Raw genomic sequence first — 14,922 nt, 5'->3', positions numbered from 1 at the left:
AGCTGGAAGTAGCCCTGATCGGCTCCTGCACCAACTCTTCCTACGAAGACATCTCCCGTTCCGCGTCTCTCGCGAAACAGGCTATCGATAAAAACCTGGAAGTGCATTCCGAGTTCACCATCACACCCGGCTCCGAACTGGTGCGCTACACCATCGAAAGAGACGGCCTGCTCGATACCTTCGACCAGATCGGCGGCGTGGTGCTGGCGAATGCCTGCGGTCCCTGCATCGGCCAGTGGGCCCGTCATATCGACGATCCCAACCGCAAAAACTCCATCATCACTTCCTTCAACCGCAACTTCGCCAAACGTAACGACGGCCTCGCATCCACCCACGCATTCGTGGCGTCTCCCGAGATCGTAACGGCGCTGGCTATCGCGGGCGACCTTACCTTCAACCCCCTCACGGACACTCTCAAAAACCGCGACGGCAAAGAAGTGAAGCTCGACGAACCCAAAGGCTTTGAACTGCCTCCCCAGGGCTTCGACGTGAAAGACGCCGGCTACCAGGCGCCTGCTGAAGACGGCTCCGGCGTTCAGGTAATCGTATCCCCCACCTCCGACCGCCTCCAGCTCCTGGAAGCTTTCAAGGCATGGGAAGGTACCGACCTGAAAGGACTGAAGCTCCTCATCAAGGCGAAAGGCAAGTGTACGACCGACCACATCTCCATGGCAGGCCCCTGGTTGAAATACCGCGGCCACCTGGACAATATCTCCAACAACATGCTGATCGGCGCCGTGAACGCGTATAACGACAAAACGGACACCGTGAAAAACCAGCTGACCGGCGAATATGGCGCCGTACCGGCTACCCAGCGTGCCTACAAAGCCGCAGGCATCGGTTCCATCGTTGTGGGCGATGAAAACTACGGTGAAGGTTCCAGCCGCGAACACGCAGCCATGGAACCCCGTCACCTCGGCGTTCGTGCGATCCTCGTGAAATCCTTCGCGCGTATCCACGAAACCAACCTGAAGAAGCAAGGTATGCTCGCGCTGACTTTCGCCGACAAGGACGATTACGAAAAAATCCAGGAAGATGATGTGATCGACATCGTAGGCCTGACCGAATTCGTTCCCGGCTCCACGCTGACCGTGGTGTTCCATCACAAAGACGGCTCCCAGGATGCCATCACCGTGAATCACACTTACAACCAGCAGCAGATCGAATGGTTCAAAGCCGGCGGTGCGCTCAACGTGATCCGCGCCCAGTTCGCAGCAGCAAAGTAAGTAAACACTGAAAAGCATATATTACAGGCCGTTCCTATCCGGGAACGGCCTGTTTTTTGTTCCGATAACCCCAAAAATCCCTTAGCAATGCAACCCGAAGCCATCAGGAAATACTGGCTGGATCTGAACCAGCGCTGCGGATGCCCGCCGCCTGTGGCCTGGCATGGCATCGACCGGCTGATGATGCAATACTCCACCTTTGGCCGGCATTACCATAACCTGGAACACCTGGCCGATTTGCTCACGCTGCAACATCAGTATTCCCCGCAGATCGTGGACAATGAATCGTTGCTGTACGCCATTTACTTCCACGATTGCATCTACCTGCCCAAACGCCGCGATAACGAGCTGAAAAGCGCCGAGGAGGCCCTCTTCTATCTCCGCAAGGCCAATGCCCCGGCAGAACGGCAGGATAAAGTATACCGCTACATCCTCGCAACGGCCGGTCATCAACCCGAGCTCTCCGACCCCGACCTCGATTACTTCCTGGACTTTGACCTTTGTGTACTCGCCGCACCGCCGGAGCGCTATAAGCTGTACGCCAAGAATATCCGGCGCGAGTACCGCATGTTTTCCTGGCTGGAATACCGCAACGGGCGCGTCAAGGTGCTGCAGCACTTCCTTTCCATGCCGCATATCTACCGCACGGAGCTTTTCCGCGACCAGTATGAGCTGCGGGCAAGGGAAAACCTCGAAAGGGAACTGGAAAAATTATGATCCGAAGAGGGGCTTTTTCAACGCGAAACGGCGGACGATGCTGAAGCGGAGATTGCCCGCACCGAAGCTCTGCCAGGTCTTTGGCAACGGCGAGCCGCCACGGGTGGAGATGTCTACATAATGAACGCCTACATAATATTTGCGCGAATTATACCCCGCCGCGAAGCGGAACGTGCTGTTCAGCTGCCAGCCGAGCCCGTGTTCCTTCCCGTTACCATCGTTGAATCCCAATACCGAGCGGTTGACGCCCGCCGCCAGGGCCAGGGAGCCTGTAATGAACCAATGCTCCGCGATCACGAGGGTGTAGGCATACCCGGCGTTAATGGCCAGGCTGATGTTGCTGGAGCGCGTAAAAGGCATGCCTTCATAAAACCCGTCTTTCCGCGCGTCTGCAGGCACCAGCGCCGAATCTCCCCGCATCTGCCAGGCAAATAATTCCGCTCCCACCAACGGTGAGCCGGCGCTTTTTTTCTGGTATTCGTTCTGTAGAAATGCCGCCCGGTATGAGAAGCGCTTGTCATTAAAAATGTATTGCCCGTGCAGGCCGATATTGGTGTTGATGATATCCGGGCGGATGCCTTCCACCCTTCCGGAAATGGCGTTATCGAAAAACCGGCGCGTAGTGCTGGAATAATAGCCCTGGTAATACTGCCCGTAAAAATCCACGACCAGCTTGCGGGTGTAGAGATGTGTCTGCAAATCGAGGTATTTCGTTTTGCCGAAACGGTCGTCGTCGTTATTGATAAAGGGAAGATTGAAACCCAGGTTGAGGCCGATGAATTTATAATTGAAACCTACGCCCACATTGTTATTGGCATTGGGCCGGTAGAGCAGCGCTTCGTCCACCCGCCGGTCGTGCATGTCGTAATAATTGTATTTGCGGGAGCCGTAGACGCGGACCGTCAGGTCGCGGGTGAGGTCTTCGACATAATTGCTGTCGTTCTCGGACCGCAGCCATTGTACAAGGCGGCTTTCCTGTGCGCTGGCGAGCGCAGGGCACAGCAGGAGTATCCAGCATATGGCTTTCATCCGTTGCATCATACAGTGTAAACAGTCGTCTTATGGTATAAACAATCGGCTAGTCGGGCAGTTCAATCACTTCGAGATTTTTAATTTCCCCGTTCAGGCAATCGAAGCGCACGAGGGTTTTGACCTTGTGCCAGCCCTGCTTCCCGCAGGCGCCCGGATTGATATGAAGCAATTGTAATGCCGGATCGGGCACCACTTTCAGGATATGCGAATGGCCGGTGATGAAAAGGTGCGGCCTTTTCTTCTGGATATGCGGCTTCAGGGCGGGCGTGTACCGCGGGGGATAGCCGCCGATGTGGGTCATCCAGACCTTCACGCCTTCGCAAATGAAGAGATTGTGTTCGGGGTAACGGATACGGATATCCTGCCCGTCGATATTCCCGTAAACGGCCTTCAGCGGCTTGAAAGCCTCCAGCTCGTCGGCCAGCGCCACGCTGCCAATGTCTCCCGCATGCCAGATCTGGTCTACCTGCTCGAAATATTTAAACACCTGCGGATGGAGGTATCCGTGCGTATCCGACATCAATCCAATCTTCATGGCGCTAAAATAGGATTTTAATCGCCCTGCCGGAGGAAATAATTCATCACCGTTTCGAACACTAGCGAGGCTGCGAGCCTGGCGGTGCGGCCATCCTGGTCGAGGGAAGGATTCAGCTCCGCGAAGTCGGCCCCGGCCAGTTTGGAGGTACGCAACACGGTGCGGTAGCAGTCGAGGAACAGGGCGTCGGGGATGAGGCCGTTGTAGGCAGTGGCGCTTACGCCCGGTGCAAAGGGCGCGGCAAACACGTCGAGGCAGGTGGTGAGGTAAATGCGGTCGGTTCGCTGGATGAAAGACCGGATGGCGCCCACAAGCTGGTCGTGGTACTTTTGCTGGAAGAGGCCTGCCGGGAGATAGTCTGCTCCCAGTTCCGCCGCGGTATTGAACAACCTGGGCGTATTGGAATTTTGCTGGATGCCGAGGGTGAGATAATGGAAGGGCTGCCCGTCTTTTTTCCTTTCCTGCGCGATCTGCCAGAACCCTGTGCCGGAAGATGCGCCTTCCGCACCGGGTTCCCGGAGGTCGAAGTGCGCGTCGAAATTGATGATGCCCACCACTTCATCCTTATAATGCCGGCTGATGCCACGTTCATGCCCGAATGCTACTTCGTGCCCGCCGCCGAGCACCACGGGCAGGTAACCCGCCTGCAGGATATGCGATACCGTAGCCGAAAGGGCTTCCTGGGCCATTTCCAGCTGCGGGCCTTCGCAAACGATGTTGCCGGCATCAACGAGCACATGCCCGTCGAAATGGACGGGAAAGGAGGAGCATGCCTTGCGCAGGGCTTCGGGGCCGGCTGCGGCGCCGGTGCGCCCGCCATTGCGGCGTACGCCCTCATCGCAGGCGAACCCCAGGAATGCGATGCCCTTCTTCCCCGCAGGGATCGCGGGCAAGGGGGCGCGGCTGATATCGGCCGGTTGGATAAGCTGGTGCCAGCGGAGGAGATCGGGGTCATTGCCGTCGTTCCTGCCCTGCCATGCGCCGGGTGCGGAAGGTTGGTAACATACAAGGGTCATGTGTTGCGATTGAGGTGTTGAATTGCTAATATCCTGAAAAATCAGATGCGCTCACCATCTTTCCACACAATCGATGGTTTGAGTTTGCCCTGGTGGTAGAGGATCTCCCGGTAATCCGCGCAGGGATAAGCCTGCAGGTCGGCAGCGGAGGATGGTATGCCCAGGGCTTTTGCGGCGCGGAATGTAAGCGCTGCAAACACTTCAGCGGCCGACAACCGTTCTGCCGCGCTCATGACAGCCGCCTGCATCAGGAGGTCGCCCATAGGCGCTGAACCGGGGTTCCAGTCGCTGGCGATGGCTACGCTGGCGCCTGCGTCGAGGAGCTTGCGGGCGGGGGCGTATCCCATGCCCAGGCCCAGCGATGCGCCCGGCAGCACCACCGCCACCGTATCGGACGCGGCCAGCCTGCGGATATCTTCCGCGTTGGAGGCTTCCAGGTGGTCGGCAGACATTGCGCCCACTTCCACCGCTACCCCGGAACCGCCGCTGGTGAACTGGTCGGCATGAACGGTGATCCCGAATCCCATCGCCTTCGCCTCCAGGAGAAACGGGCGCGCAGCCGCTGCGGAGAAGGCCGTTTCCTCTATAAAAATATCCACCCGCTCCGTTAGGTGCTCCGATCGCAGGGCGGGCAGCAGTTCGGTCAATATCCAATGCAGGTAAGCTTTCTCGTCGCCGTCGAAATCCTTTGGGCGGATGTGCGCCGCCAGGCAGGTAGTAACGAACGACGCCGGCGTGTATTGATCCGCCGTACGGATGGCGCGCAGCATCTTCAGCTCCGACGCCAGATCGAGCCCGTATCCGCTTTTCACTTCCATCGTGGTAACGCCTTCGCGCAGATGGCGGTTGGCGCGGGCCACTACATTCTCCATCAGCTCCGTATCGGTAGCGGCGCGTGTCTTCGTCACCGAATCCCAGATGCCGCCACCAGCGCGGGCGATGTCGAGGTACGATTTGCCGGCGATGCGCATGGCATAATCGCGGCTCCTGCTTCCTGCGAAGCAAATATGGGTATGGCAATCCACGAAGCCCGGCAGCAACACCATGGGCTCCTCTGTCTTATCTATTTCCGCAGCGGGATGGGCTTTGCGGAGCGCTTCGAAAGCACCAACCGCAACGGTCTTCCCATCTTCCACCAACACCCCGCCATCGGGAATAATGGCCAGCTGTTCGTCGGCAATAGCCCCTTTGTCCGGCAACCCGGTCAACGGCAACAGTTGCGAGAATGGTCCGATGAGTTTCATAAGGATGCTTTTTAAGGTTTATAATCCCAGCCCGAACTGGTCACGTACTTCGAGCGCTTTTTCGTATCCTGCATCGGCATGACGGAAAATCCCCATCGCCGGATCGTTGTACAGCACGCGTTTCAGGCAGTCTTCCGCGCGATCGGTGCCATCCGCCAGCACTACCATGCCCGCATGTTGCGAATAGCCCATGCCTACGCCGCCGCCATGGTGGAACGACACCCACGTAGCGCCGCCGGCGGTATTGCTCATCAGGTTGAGGAGCGTCCAGTCCGACACGGCATCCGAACCGTCTTTCATCGCTTCCGTTTCGCGGTTGGGCGAAGCCACGGAACCGCAGTCGAGGTGGTCGCGGCCGATCACGATCGGGGCTTTCACTTTGCCGGTTCTCACCAGTTCGTTGAACAATAACCCTGCCTTTTCCCTTTCGCCCATGCCGAGCCAGCAGATGCGTGCCGGCAATCCCTGGAAGGCTACCCGCTCCTGCGCTTTGTTCAGCCAGTTGATGAGGGGCTGGTTGTCGGGGAAGAGTTCCATCAGGGCACGGTCGGTCGTATAAATGTCTTCCGGGTCGCCGGAAAGCGCTACCCAGCGGAAGGGCCCTTTCCCTTCACAAAATAACGGACGGATATAAGCCGGCGTAAACCCGGGGAAGTTGAAGGCATCGGGCTCGCCGCCTTCCTTCGCGAACTCGCGGAGATTGTTCCCGTAATCGAATGTGACAGAACCGCGGCGCTGCATCTCCAGCATAAAGCCCACGTGGCGGGCCATGCTTTTCAGCGACAGCCGCTTGTATCCCGCGGGATCTTTCGCCCGCAGTTCCGCGGCGGCTTCCAGGCTCATATTGTCGGGCACGTATCCGTTGATGGGATCATGCGCGGAGGTTTGGTCGGTGAGGATATCGGGGATGATACCATCCTGCAGCATGCGTTCCAGCATATCGCCGGCATCGCTTACCAGTCCCACGGAGATAGCCTCCCCTTTCGCCTGTGCTTCGCGCACCCAGGCGATGGCTTCTTCGTAGGAATGCGTCATGCGGTCGAGGTATTTGGTATCGATGCGTTTTTGCAGGCGCGAAGGGTCTACGTCGGCGCCGAGGAAAGCAGCACCCGCCATCGTCGCTGCTAGCGGTTGCGCCCCACCCATGCCGCCGATGCCCGCGGTAACCAGGAGCTTGCCTTTCAGGTCGCCGTTGAAATGCTGGCGGCCGCATTCCACGAAGGTTTCATACGTCCCTTGCAGGATGCCCTGCGTGCCGATATAAATCCAGCTGCCGGCGGTCATTTGCCCATACATCATGAGCCCCTTTGCGCGGAGCTCGTTGAAATGTTCCCAGGTGGCCCATTTGGGGACGAGGTTGCTGTTGGCCAGCAACACCCGCGGCGCCTGCGGATGCGTGCGCACAATACCAACCGGCTTGCCGGACTGCACGAGCAGCGAATGATCATCGTCGAGCGTAAGCAGCGACCGGATGATTTGTTGCAGCGCTTCGCGGTTGCGCGCCGCCTGGCCGATGCCGCCGTACACCACCAGTTCGTCGGGGTTCTCGGCTACTTCGTGGTCGAGGTTATTGAGCAGCATGCGCAACGGGGCTTCCGTCTGCCAGCTTTTAGCGTGGAGCGCCGTGCCGTGCGGGGCCTTGTAGTGGGGATGCGCGGCGTATTGTGATATGAAATCTGTAATATTTTTCATGGTAAGATAGTTTAGGTGGATGATGTCAGGAAAGACGGAATTTTTCGTGGTAAGGACCGTCCAGGTCGATGCCGTTCGCTTTGGCGGCTGCGGTGGCGGTAGCTACGAAGGAGCCGTCGGCAATGATGGCATGCAATGCGGCGATATCGTTGGCGAAGATGCGGTCCTTCTTCGCGAAGGCCACCTTCTCACGCACATAGGCATGCAACGCTTCCAGGACGGGCGTGGATCTGAGGGGCCTCCTGAAATCCACGGCCTGCGCGGCATACAGCAATTCGATGGCCAGGATGTATTCCACGTTGCCGATGACCTGGTGCAGCTTGCGGCCGCTGATGGAGCCGATGGACACATGGTCTTCCTGCCCCAGCGAAGTGGGCACGCTATCGGCAGAAGCGGGGAAGCAGAGGGTTTTATTTTCCGTTACCAGCGCGGCGGTCGTGTATTGCGGGATCATGAACCCCGAGTTGAGGCCCGCGTCTTCTATCAGCAGTTTCGGTAAGCCGAAGCGTCCTTCGATCATCATGTAACAACGGCGGTCGGAGATGTTGCCGATTTCGGCGGAGGCCAGCGTGGCGTAATCGAGCGGCAGGGCCATGGGCTGGCCGTGGAAGTTGCCGCCGGAAATGGTGTCTTCCGCCGAGAAAATGATGGGATTATCGGTAACGGCATTGAGCTCGATGGCGGTCAGCTCTTCGAGGTGTTTCCAGGCTGTGCGGGAAGCGCCATGGACCTGGGGCATGCAGCGGAGGCTGTAGGGGTCCTGCACGCGGCCGCAGTCCACATGCGCGGCCATGATGCCCGAACCGCTCAGCAAGGTATCGAGGCGGTGTGCTACCAGCTGGTTGCCGGGATACGGGCGGATGGCGTGGAGGCGCGGGTCGAAGGGTTTATAGGTGCCCATGAGCCCTTCCAGCGAAAGCGCCCCGGTTAGATCGGCGGCTTCCAGGATATTGTGCATGCGCGCCACGGCGCTCACGGCGAAAGAGAGAATGAACTGCGTGCCATTGATGAGGGCCAGCCCTTCCTTGGGGCCCAGCACCACGGGCTCCTTCCCTTCCTGCTGCAGGGCTTCGGCGGCGGGTATGCGCCGGCCCTTGCGCCATACTTCACCCAGACCGATGAGCGGGAGAAAGAGGTGGCTGAGGGGCGCGAGGTCGCCCGAGGCGCCCACGCTCCCTTTTTCGGGTACGAGCGGCGTGATGTTGTTGTCGATATGCCAGACGATGCGTTCCAGGGTATCGGGCGCTACGCCGGAGAAGCCCTGTGCCAGGGCTTGCACCTTGGTCACGAGCATGAGCCGCGAAATGGTTTCGGGGATGGGATTACCCACGCCTACGCTGTGGCTTTGCAGGATATTGTACTGCAGGGCACGGGTGTCTTCTTCGGAGATCTTCGTGTCGCAGAGCGGCCCGAAGCCGGTGTTGATGCCGTAGACGGTGCGGTGCTCCTTCACGATGGCTTGCACGTGCCCGTAGCTCTGGCGGACGCGGTCCATCACATCGGCTGCCAGGATGCCGCGGGTGCGGCCTTCGGCGATGTCGAGCGCGATGCGGCTCGTCAGTTGTTCTTTACCGTAATGAAAGTTTTGGCTCATGATGGGATGGTTTTGGCTTTAGGGTCCATCGCGCGGAGGATGCGGGCGGAGAGCGGGTCTTCCGTTACCGAGCGCTCCACGGCGCCGATGGCTTCAAGTATTTTGCGGCTTTGCGGATCTTCGGTCACGAGGCCTTCCATGGCTTCGCCGATGGCTTTCCAGACGGGGAGCACCTGGTTGAGCAATGCCGCGCCCTTGCGCGTGAGCTCCACCAGTTGCCGGCGGCCGTCTTCCGCGCAGCGTGTAGTAGTAACAAGTCCTTTCCCCTTCAGGTTGGCGATGAGCTGGCTCACGGCGGAATGAGATACCTCCAGTTCCTGGGAGATGTCCATCAGCGTGAGCTGCTTTCCTTCCGATAATAAATAAAACAGGGGGAACCAGCTGGCGTCGAAGGCGATGCCGGATTGGGCGTACACCTTGTTTACCTCCGCCAGGAAGTACTCGCTGAGGCGCCTTAGCCGGCTGCCGAAGATCAGGTAACCGAGTTTGGGATAGAAGCTCATACTAATTATATAAGTGCTTATATATTTTACAATATTAAAAAATCCTGCGCATACGCGGAGAATTTTTTTTAGCGGGTTACTTGCGTTTCACATCGAACCAGACGTCGGAAACATCTTCCGGATCGCCGTTGTAGTTGATCTGCAGCTCCTCACCTTTTTTGATGGCGCGGCGGGTTTTGATCGCCATGGTTTCCGCATCAAAATCCATCTCATACTCGCAGTTGGGCTCGTAGGAGTGGTTGTAGATGGAGCAGTAGCCCAGGGCCACGCAGGAACGGGTTTCCCGCACGCCCCAGAGGAAGATGTAATTGTGCAGCTTGGTGGTATCCGCTATCTGGGTATCGCTGTTGGACAATACCAATACGGGCGACACCTCGATGGTAGTCCCGGCGGGGATGGCTTCCCTGGTGAAAACACCGCGGCCTTTTTCTTTTGTCTTCTGTATGTACAAATACGGCTTGATCATAAATGACTTGGGAATAGATAAGCAGGGCGTAAATTAACACTAATACTCACACTAATCAAAATAAGCGTGACTGTTATTATTTTTGCGGCATGATCAACTATAACCCCCGCGACTGGTTCACCTTTATTTTCCGGATCCACAAGGCGGATACCGTGAAGAAGCTCTTCCCCATGTTCATCGCCATCGCGATCTACAGCGCCGTCATCGCCTGGCTGGAGCTGAACTTCGTCCGGGTACAGGCGGAGAAAGACCACCTGAAGAACATTTCGGCCATGCACGGATTGCTGGGTTTCGTCATATCCATGCTGCTGGTATTCCGCACCAACACGGCCTACGACCGCTGGTGGGAAGGGCGCCGGCAATGGGGGCTGCTGGTCAACAGCAGCCGTAACCTCGCCATGAAGCTGAAGGCCATGCTGCCGACGGGGCACCCTGCCGTGGCCTGGTTTGCAACCATGATCCCGAATTATGCTTTTACCATGAAGGATCACCTGCGCGGGGAGTTCCACCCCGACAAACTGGAGAATATGCCGGCGGAAGAACTGGAGCGCCTGGGCGGAGGTATCCACATTCCTAACCGCATGGCCGTGCTCATCATGGAAAAGGTCAACGAGCTGCACCGCCAGCAGGTGATTTCCGGCGACCAGCTCATTACCATCAACAGCCAGCTGGAATCTTTCACCGATATCTGCGGCGCCTGCGAGCGCATCAAGAATACGCCCATCCCGTTTTCGTACAGCGTCTTCCTCAAAAAATTCATTTTCTTTTACGTGATGACCCTGCCCATGGGATATGTGTTCGGGTTAGGATACCTCGTGGTGCCCATGGTCGTTTTCATCTTCTACGTGCTGGCCAGCCTCGAGCTGATCGCCGAAGAGATTGAAGACCCGTTCGGGAAAGACGCCAACGACCTTCCCACCGAAACCATCTCTGCCAATATCCGCCGCCACGTGCAGGAGATCATGCAGTAATTACTTATTTTCGCACCAGCGTCAGGATTTATGGAAAATGAAGCATTACTGGAAAAGTTCGAGCAATTGGCCCGTGAGCAGCAACCCCAGGAACTACGGTCGTTCCTGGACGATCAGCTTATTACGGACATTGCCGAGCTGATCTATGAAGACCCCGACCAGGCTTCGCTCATCATCAACCACCTGACCCTCAGCCGTGCCGCGGCGGCTTTCCGTATCCTGGAGTTTCCGACACAGGAAGAAATCATCCGCGACCTCCCCGCCCACAAAACCGCAGAGCTCCTCAACGAGCTCCCGCCAGACGACCGTACCGCTTTCCTGGAAGAGCTGCCGGCGCAGGCCGTGCAGGAGCTCATCAAGCTCCTGGAGCCAGAAGAAAGGAAAGTGACGCTCTCCCTCCTTGGCTATAAGGAAAACAGCGTGGGCCGACTCATGACGCCGGATTACATCGCCGCCCGCGCCCACTGGACCGTGGCGCAGGTGCTGAAGCACATCCGCATGTACGGCAAGGATTCAGAAACCATTGACGTTATTTATATCATCGACAGCCAGGGCAAGCTGCTCGACGACTTCCGGATCCGGGAGTTCCTGCTCGTTTCGCCCGATACCGTGGTAGAAACATTGATGGATGACCGCTTCGTGGCGCTCCATGTGAACGACGACCAGGAAGATGCCATCCAGACCTTCCGGCTCGAAAACCGTGTGGCCCTCCCCGTACTCGATGCGGGCGGCGTGATGCTCGGTATCGTCACCATCGACGACATCCTCTGGATCGCCAACGAAGAGCATACGGAAGACATCCAAAAGATCGGCGGTACCGAGGCGCTCGACGAGCCTTACCTCGACATGCCCCTGATGCGCCTTATCAAAAAGCGCGTGGGCTGGCTGATCATCCTGTTTATCGGGGAAATGCTCACCGCGTCGGTGATGGCTTATTTTGAAGACGAGATCGCCAAAGCCGTGGTGCTCGCCATGTTCATCCCGCTGATCATTTCCAGCGGCGGCAACAGCGGATCGCAGGCCTCGACGCTCATCATCCAGGCCATGGCGCTGGGCGAGCTCACGATCAAGGACTGGTGGCGTGTTATGCGGCGCGAGATCGTATCGGGGCTTATGCTGGGCAGTGTGCTGGGGATCATCGGGTTTGTGCGCATCATCATCTGGAATCAATTTTTCCATACATACGGCGAGCATACGCTGCTCATCGGCGCAACGCTGGGCGTTTCGCTGATCGGGGTAGTGCTGTGGGGTACCTTCTCAGGCTCCATGCTGCCGCTCCTCCTTAAAAGAGCCGGCGCCGACCCCGCCAGTTCCAGTGCGCCGTTCGTGGCTACGCTGGTAGACGTTACCGGGCTGCTGATCTACTTCTCGGTGGCGTATATGTTCCTCCAGGGCATTTTATTGTAAATCAGAATCGTTTGCGGACCAGGCGGCTGCTTTTCCTCGTTTTGTGAATGATGAAGAGGTTGCCGTAGTCTTTATCGGCGATGCTGTCGATCCCGGGTTTTGCGCCCAGGCTGCTGATGATGGGCAGCAGGGTATTGCTGTGGCCGATGACGAGGATGCGCCTGCCCCAGTCGTTGCGGCGGGAGATTTCGTACAGCAGCGATTCGCCGGTGCTGTCGGGTTTATACGTCACCGTGTCGATACCCAGGTGAATACGGAGGGAATCGCCGGTTTGCATGGTGCGGCGGTAGGGGGTGGAATAGATGCGCTGGATGGAGGAATCCTTCAGCAGGTGATAGAGCTTGCCCGCCCGGCGCTCGCCATCGGGGGTGAGCGTGGAATCGCGGCCGGGATTCTTTTCGGCGTGGCGCACGAGGAAGAAGGTGCCGGTGAGGAAGGTGGTATCCTCCGCCACGGGCACTACCGCCCGCTCCTGCTGCTTCTTTGGCCCGCAGCTACCGAAAACCGCCAGCATCAAAGCACCGGCCATCAATTTACGCATCATCGGGTTATCTTGTTTAGTATCTTGTGCATCAAATTATAAAATATCTCCAAGCAAACCAATAATCCATCGCCTGTTTACGGGTTTATGCCAACACACATGAAACGCCTCACGCTACTCGCATCGCTCTGCTGGCCCCTTGCCGCCTTTTCGCAGCAATTGCAGACACTCACCGTCGAAAAGATTATGCGCGACCCGAAATGGATCGGCACTTCCCCCGACAATATTTCCTGGGGGATCGATGGTAAAACGATCTATTTCAACTGGAACCCGGACAAAGCGCCGGCCGATTCCCTTTATTCCATCCAGCTCTCCCAGCGCAAACCGGTAAAAACCGTTCCGGCCAGCCGGACGCAGATACAGGCGCTCCAATCCGGTGAATACAACCAGGCACGCACCCGCCTCGCTTACACCTGGCAGGGCGACGTATGGCTGCGCAACCTGGAAAACGGGAAAGACATCCGCATCACCCAGACTACCGAGCTGGAAACCGGCGCCGAATTCGGCTTCCACGACAGCCGCATCCTCTACCGCCGCGAGCGCAATATTTATAGCTGGGACCCGGCCACAGGGGCTACCGAGCAGCTGACCGACTTCGTCATGGGCGCCAAACCGCCCAAACGCAGCGAATCGGTATCCGACCAGGAACAGCATCTCAAAAACCAGCAACAGGAACTATTTGAAGTGCTCCGCGAGCGGAAAGCCAAATCCGACGCCGCCACCGCTTACAATAACAATCTCCCCAAACCCCGCGCCCTCCGCTCCCTTTACCTCGACGACCGTTCCCTCAACGACGCCCGTATGAGCCCGGACGGCCGCTTCGTCGTATACCGCGTGTTCCGCGAAGGCATGGCCCGCGGGGCGGAGATCCCTACGTTTGTGACGGAGAACGGGTATACCGGCAGCGTGCGCACCAATGCCAAAGTTGGTAGCCCGCAGAGCCGTTATGAATCCTTCGTGTACGACCGTGAGAAAGACACTTCCTTCGCGATCCGCACACTGCAGATCCCCGGCATCTACGACAAACCGGATTATGCAAAGGATTACCCCGGCCGCGATACCGGCAAGGCCGCGCGCCCCGTGATCATCAACGGGCCATACTGGTCGGATAAAGGTACCCGCGCGATTGTGAACATCCGGGCGCAGGACAATAAAGACCGCTGGATCATGCTCCTCGACCCCGCCACCGGCAAGCTCACACCGCTCGACCGCCAGCGCGACGAAGCCTGGGTGGCAGGGCCTGGTATCAACTGGGGCAGCCTCGGCTGGATCGATGAACAAACCTGCTGGTTCCAGAGCGAAGCTTCCGGGTATAGCCATCTCTATACTTACAATGTAGCCAACGGCAAAAAGACCGCCCTCACTTCCGGGAAGTTTGAAGTGCAGGAGGCGCAGCTGTCGAGGGATAAGAAACATTTCTATATCATCACCAACGAAGTGCACCCCGGCGAGAAGCAGTTTTACAAATTAGCCGTTGCCGGCGGGAAGCCCGAGCGCATCACGACCATGAGCGGCGCGCACACGGTGAGCATCAGTCCGGACGAAAAGTGGATCGCTTACCGTTATTCCAATTCCAACCATCCCTGGGAGCTGTACATCCAGGAGAACAAAGCCGGTGCGCCGGCAGAACGGGTCACGAACCTGGCCATGAGCGCTGAGTTCCGCTCCTATCCCTGGCGCGAGGCGAATGTGATCACGTTCACCGCGCGCGACAAGGCCGAAGTGTATGCCAGGTTGTATACGCCCGAGGCACCGAAGAAAAACGGTGCGGCCGTGGTGTTCGTGCATGGCGCGGGATACCTGCAGAATGCGCATAAATGGTGGAGCCAGTACTACCGCGAATACATGTTCCATAACCTGCTCACCGATCTCGGGTATACGGTGCTGGACATCGATTACCGCGGCAGCGCGGGATACGGCCGCGACGTGCGCACCGGCATCTACCGGCACATGGGCGGAAAGGATCTTACCGACCAGG

At 58.0% G+C, this 14,922-nt stretch carries 14 protein-coding genes; 5 read left to right on the top strand and 9 right to left on the bottom strand.

What is annotated here, in order from left to right; genetic code table 11:
- A partial coding sequence (locus Q0510_RS04405; RefSeq protein ID WP_298708615.1) for an aconitase family protein occupies positions 1 to 1,226 on the top strand: 1,226 nt, incomplete at its 5' end.
- Positions 1,227 to 1,313: 87 nt separating this feature from the next.
- Entirely contained in the window at positions 1,314 to 1,943 is a 630-nt protein-coding gene (locus Q0510_RS04400) for a hypothetical protein (RefSeq protein WP_298708613.1), read from the top strand.
- On the opposite strand, the gene Q0510_RS04395 is transcribed toward Q0510_RS04400, so the two are convergent.
- The 8 genes from Q0510_RS04395 to Q0510_RS04360 form a co-directional block, all read right to left on the bottom strand.
- The gene (locus tag Q0510_RS04395) at positions 1,938 to 2,972 is read right to left on the bottom strand and encodes a DUF4421 domain-containing protein (RefSeq protein WP_298708611.1); all 1,035 of its coding nucleotides are present in this window, start codon (positions 2,970 to 2,972) and stop codon (positions 1,938 to 1,940) included. The two genes, Q0510_RS04400 and Q0510_RS04395, sit on opposite strands and share 6 nt — an antisense overlap.
- A gap of 49 nt (positions 2,973 to 3,021) precedes the next feature.
- Positions 3,022 to 3,510, bottom strand: coding sequence for a metallophosphoesterase family protein (locus tag Q0510_RS04390; protein ID WP_298708609.1), 489 nt, complete (start codon positions 3,508 to 3,510; stop codon positions 3,022 to 3,024).
- Between the two features lie 17 nt (positions 3,511 to 3,527).
- Positions 3,528 to 4,526: a formimidoylglutamase gene (gene hutG, locus Q0510_RS04385; RefSeq protein ID WP_298708608.1), complete on the bottom strand. Its 999-nt coding sequence runs from the start codon at positions 4,524 to 4,526 to the stop codon at positions 3,528 to 3,530.
- A 41-nt stretch (positions 4,527 to 4,567) separates the two neighbouring features.
- Positions 4,568 to 5,770: an imidazolonepropionase gene (hutI, locus tag Q0510_RS04380; RefSeq protein WP_298708606.1), complete on the bottom strand. Its 1,203-nt coding sequence runs from the start codon at positions 5,768 to 5,770 to the stop codon at positions 4,568 to 4,570.
- A gap of 18 nt (positions 5,771 to 5,788) precedes the next feature.
- Positions 5,789 to 7,462: a urocanate hydratase gene (gene hutU, locus Q0510_RS04375; protein WP_298708604.1), complete on the bottom strand. Its 1,674-nt coding sequence runs from the start codon at positions 7,460 to 7,462 to the stop codon at positions 5,789 to 5,791.
- 25 nt (positions 7,463 to 7,487) lie between these two features.
- Positions 7,488 to 9,056: a histidine ammonia-lyase gene (hutH, locus tag Q0510_RS04370; protein ID WP_298708603.1), complete on the bottom strand. Its 1,569-nt coding sequence runs from the start codon at positions 9,054 to 9,056 to the stop codon at positions 7,488 to 7,490.
- Positions 9,053 to 9,559 carry a MarR family transcriptional regulator gene (locus Q0510_RS04365; protein WP_298708601.1) on the bottom strand — a complete coding sequence of 169 codons (507 nt, stop codon included), beginning with the start codon at positions 9,557 to 9,559 and terminating at the stop codon, positions 9,053 to 9,055. The genes hutH and Q0510_RS04365 overlap by 4 nt, the downstream gene beginning before the upstream one ends.
- Positions 9,560 to 9,635: 76 nt before the next feature.
- Complete coding sequence (locus tag Q0510_RS04360) at positions 9,636 to 10,025, bottom strand: SET domain-containing protein (protein WP_298708599.1); 390 nt, start codon at positions 10,023 to 10,025, stop codon at positions 9,636 to 9,638.
- A gap of 89 nt (positions 10,026 to 10,114) precedes the next feature.
- Here Q0510_RS04360 and Q0510_RS04355 point away from each other — a divergent pair, with 89 nt between their 5' ends.
- Together Q0510_RS04355 and mgtE are read left to right on the top strand one after the other, a co-directional pair.
- Positions 10,115 to 10,996, top strand: coding sequence for a bestrophin family protein (locus tag Q0510_RS04355; RefSeq protein ID WP_298708597.1), 882 nt, complete (start codon positions 10,115 to 10,117; stop codon positions 10,994 to 10,996).
- A 30-nt stretch (positions 10,997 to 11,026) separates the two neighbouring features.
- Positions 11,027 to 12,403 (top strand): magnesium transporter, encoded by a 1,377-nt coding sequence (gene mgtE, locus Q0510_RS04350; protein ID WP_298708595.1) that lies wholly within the window; start codon positions 11,027 to 11,029, stop codon positions 12,401 to 12,403.
- Between the two features lies 1 nt (position 12,404).
- On the opposite strand, the gene Q0510_RS04345 is transcribed toward mgtE, so the two are convergent.
- Positions 12,405 to 12,947 (bottom strand): histidine phosphatase family protein, encoded by a 543-nt coding sequence (locus Q0510_RS04345; protein ID WP_298708593.1) that lies wholly within the window; start codon positions 12,945 to 12,947, stop codon positions 12,405 to 12,407.
- A gap of 96 nt (positions 12,948 to 13,043) precedes the next feature.
- On the opposite strand from Q0510_RS04345, the gene Q0510_RS04340 reads away from it, so the two are divergent.
- Positions 13,044 to 14,922, top strand: a 1,879-nt coding sequence (locus tag Q0510_RS04340; protein ID WP_298708591.1) for a DPP IV N-terminal domain-containing protein, incomplete at its 3' end; no start/stop codon positions are given.

Source organism: uncultured Chitinophaga sp. (assembly GCF_937874145.1).
Lineage (GTDB): Bacteria > Bacteroidota > Bacteroidia > Chitinophagales > Chitinophagaceae > Chitinophaga.
The sequence above is the reverse complement of the archived record's forward strand: the minus strand, read 5'-3'. Positions and strand labels throughout refer to the sequence as shown.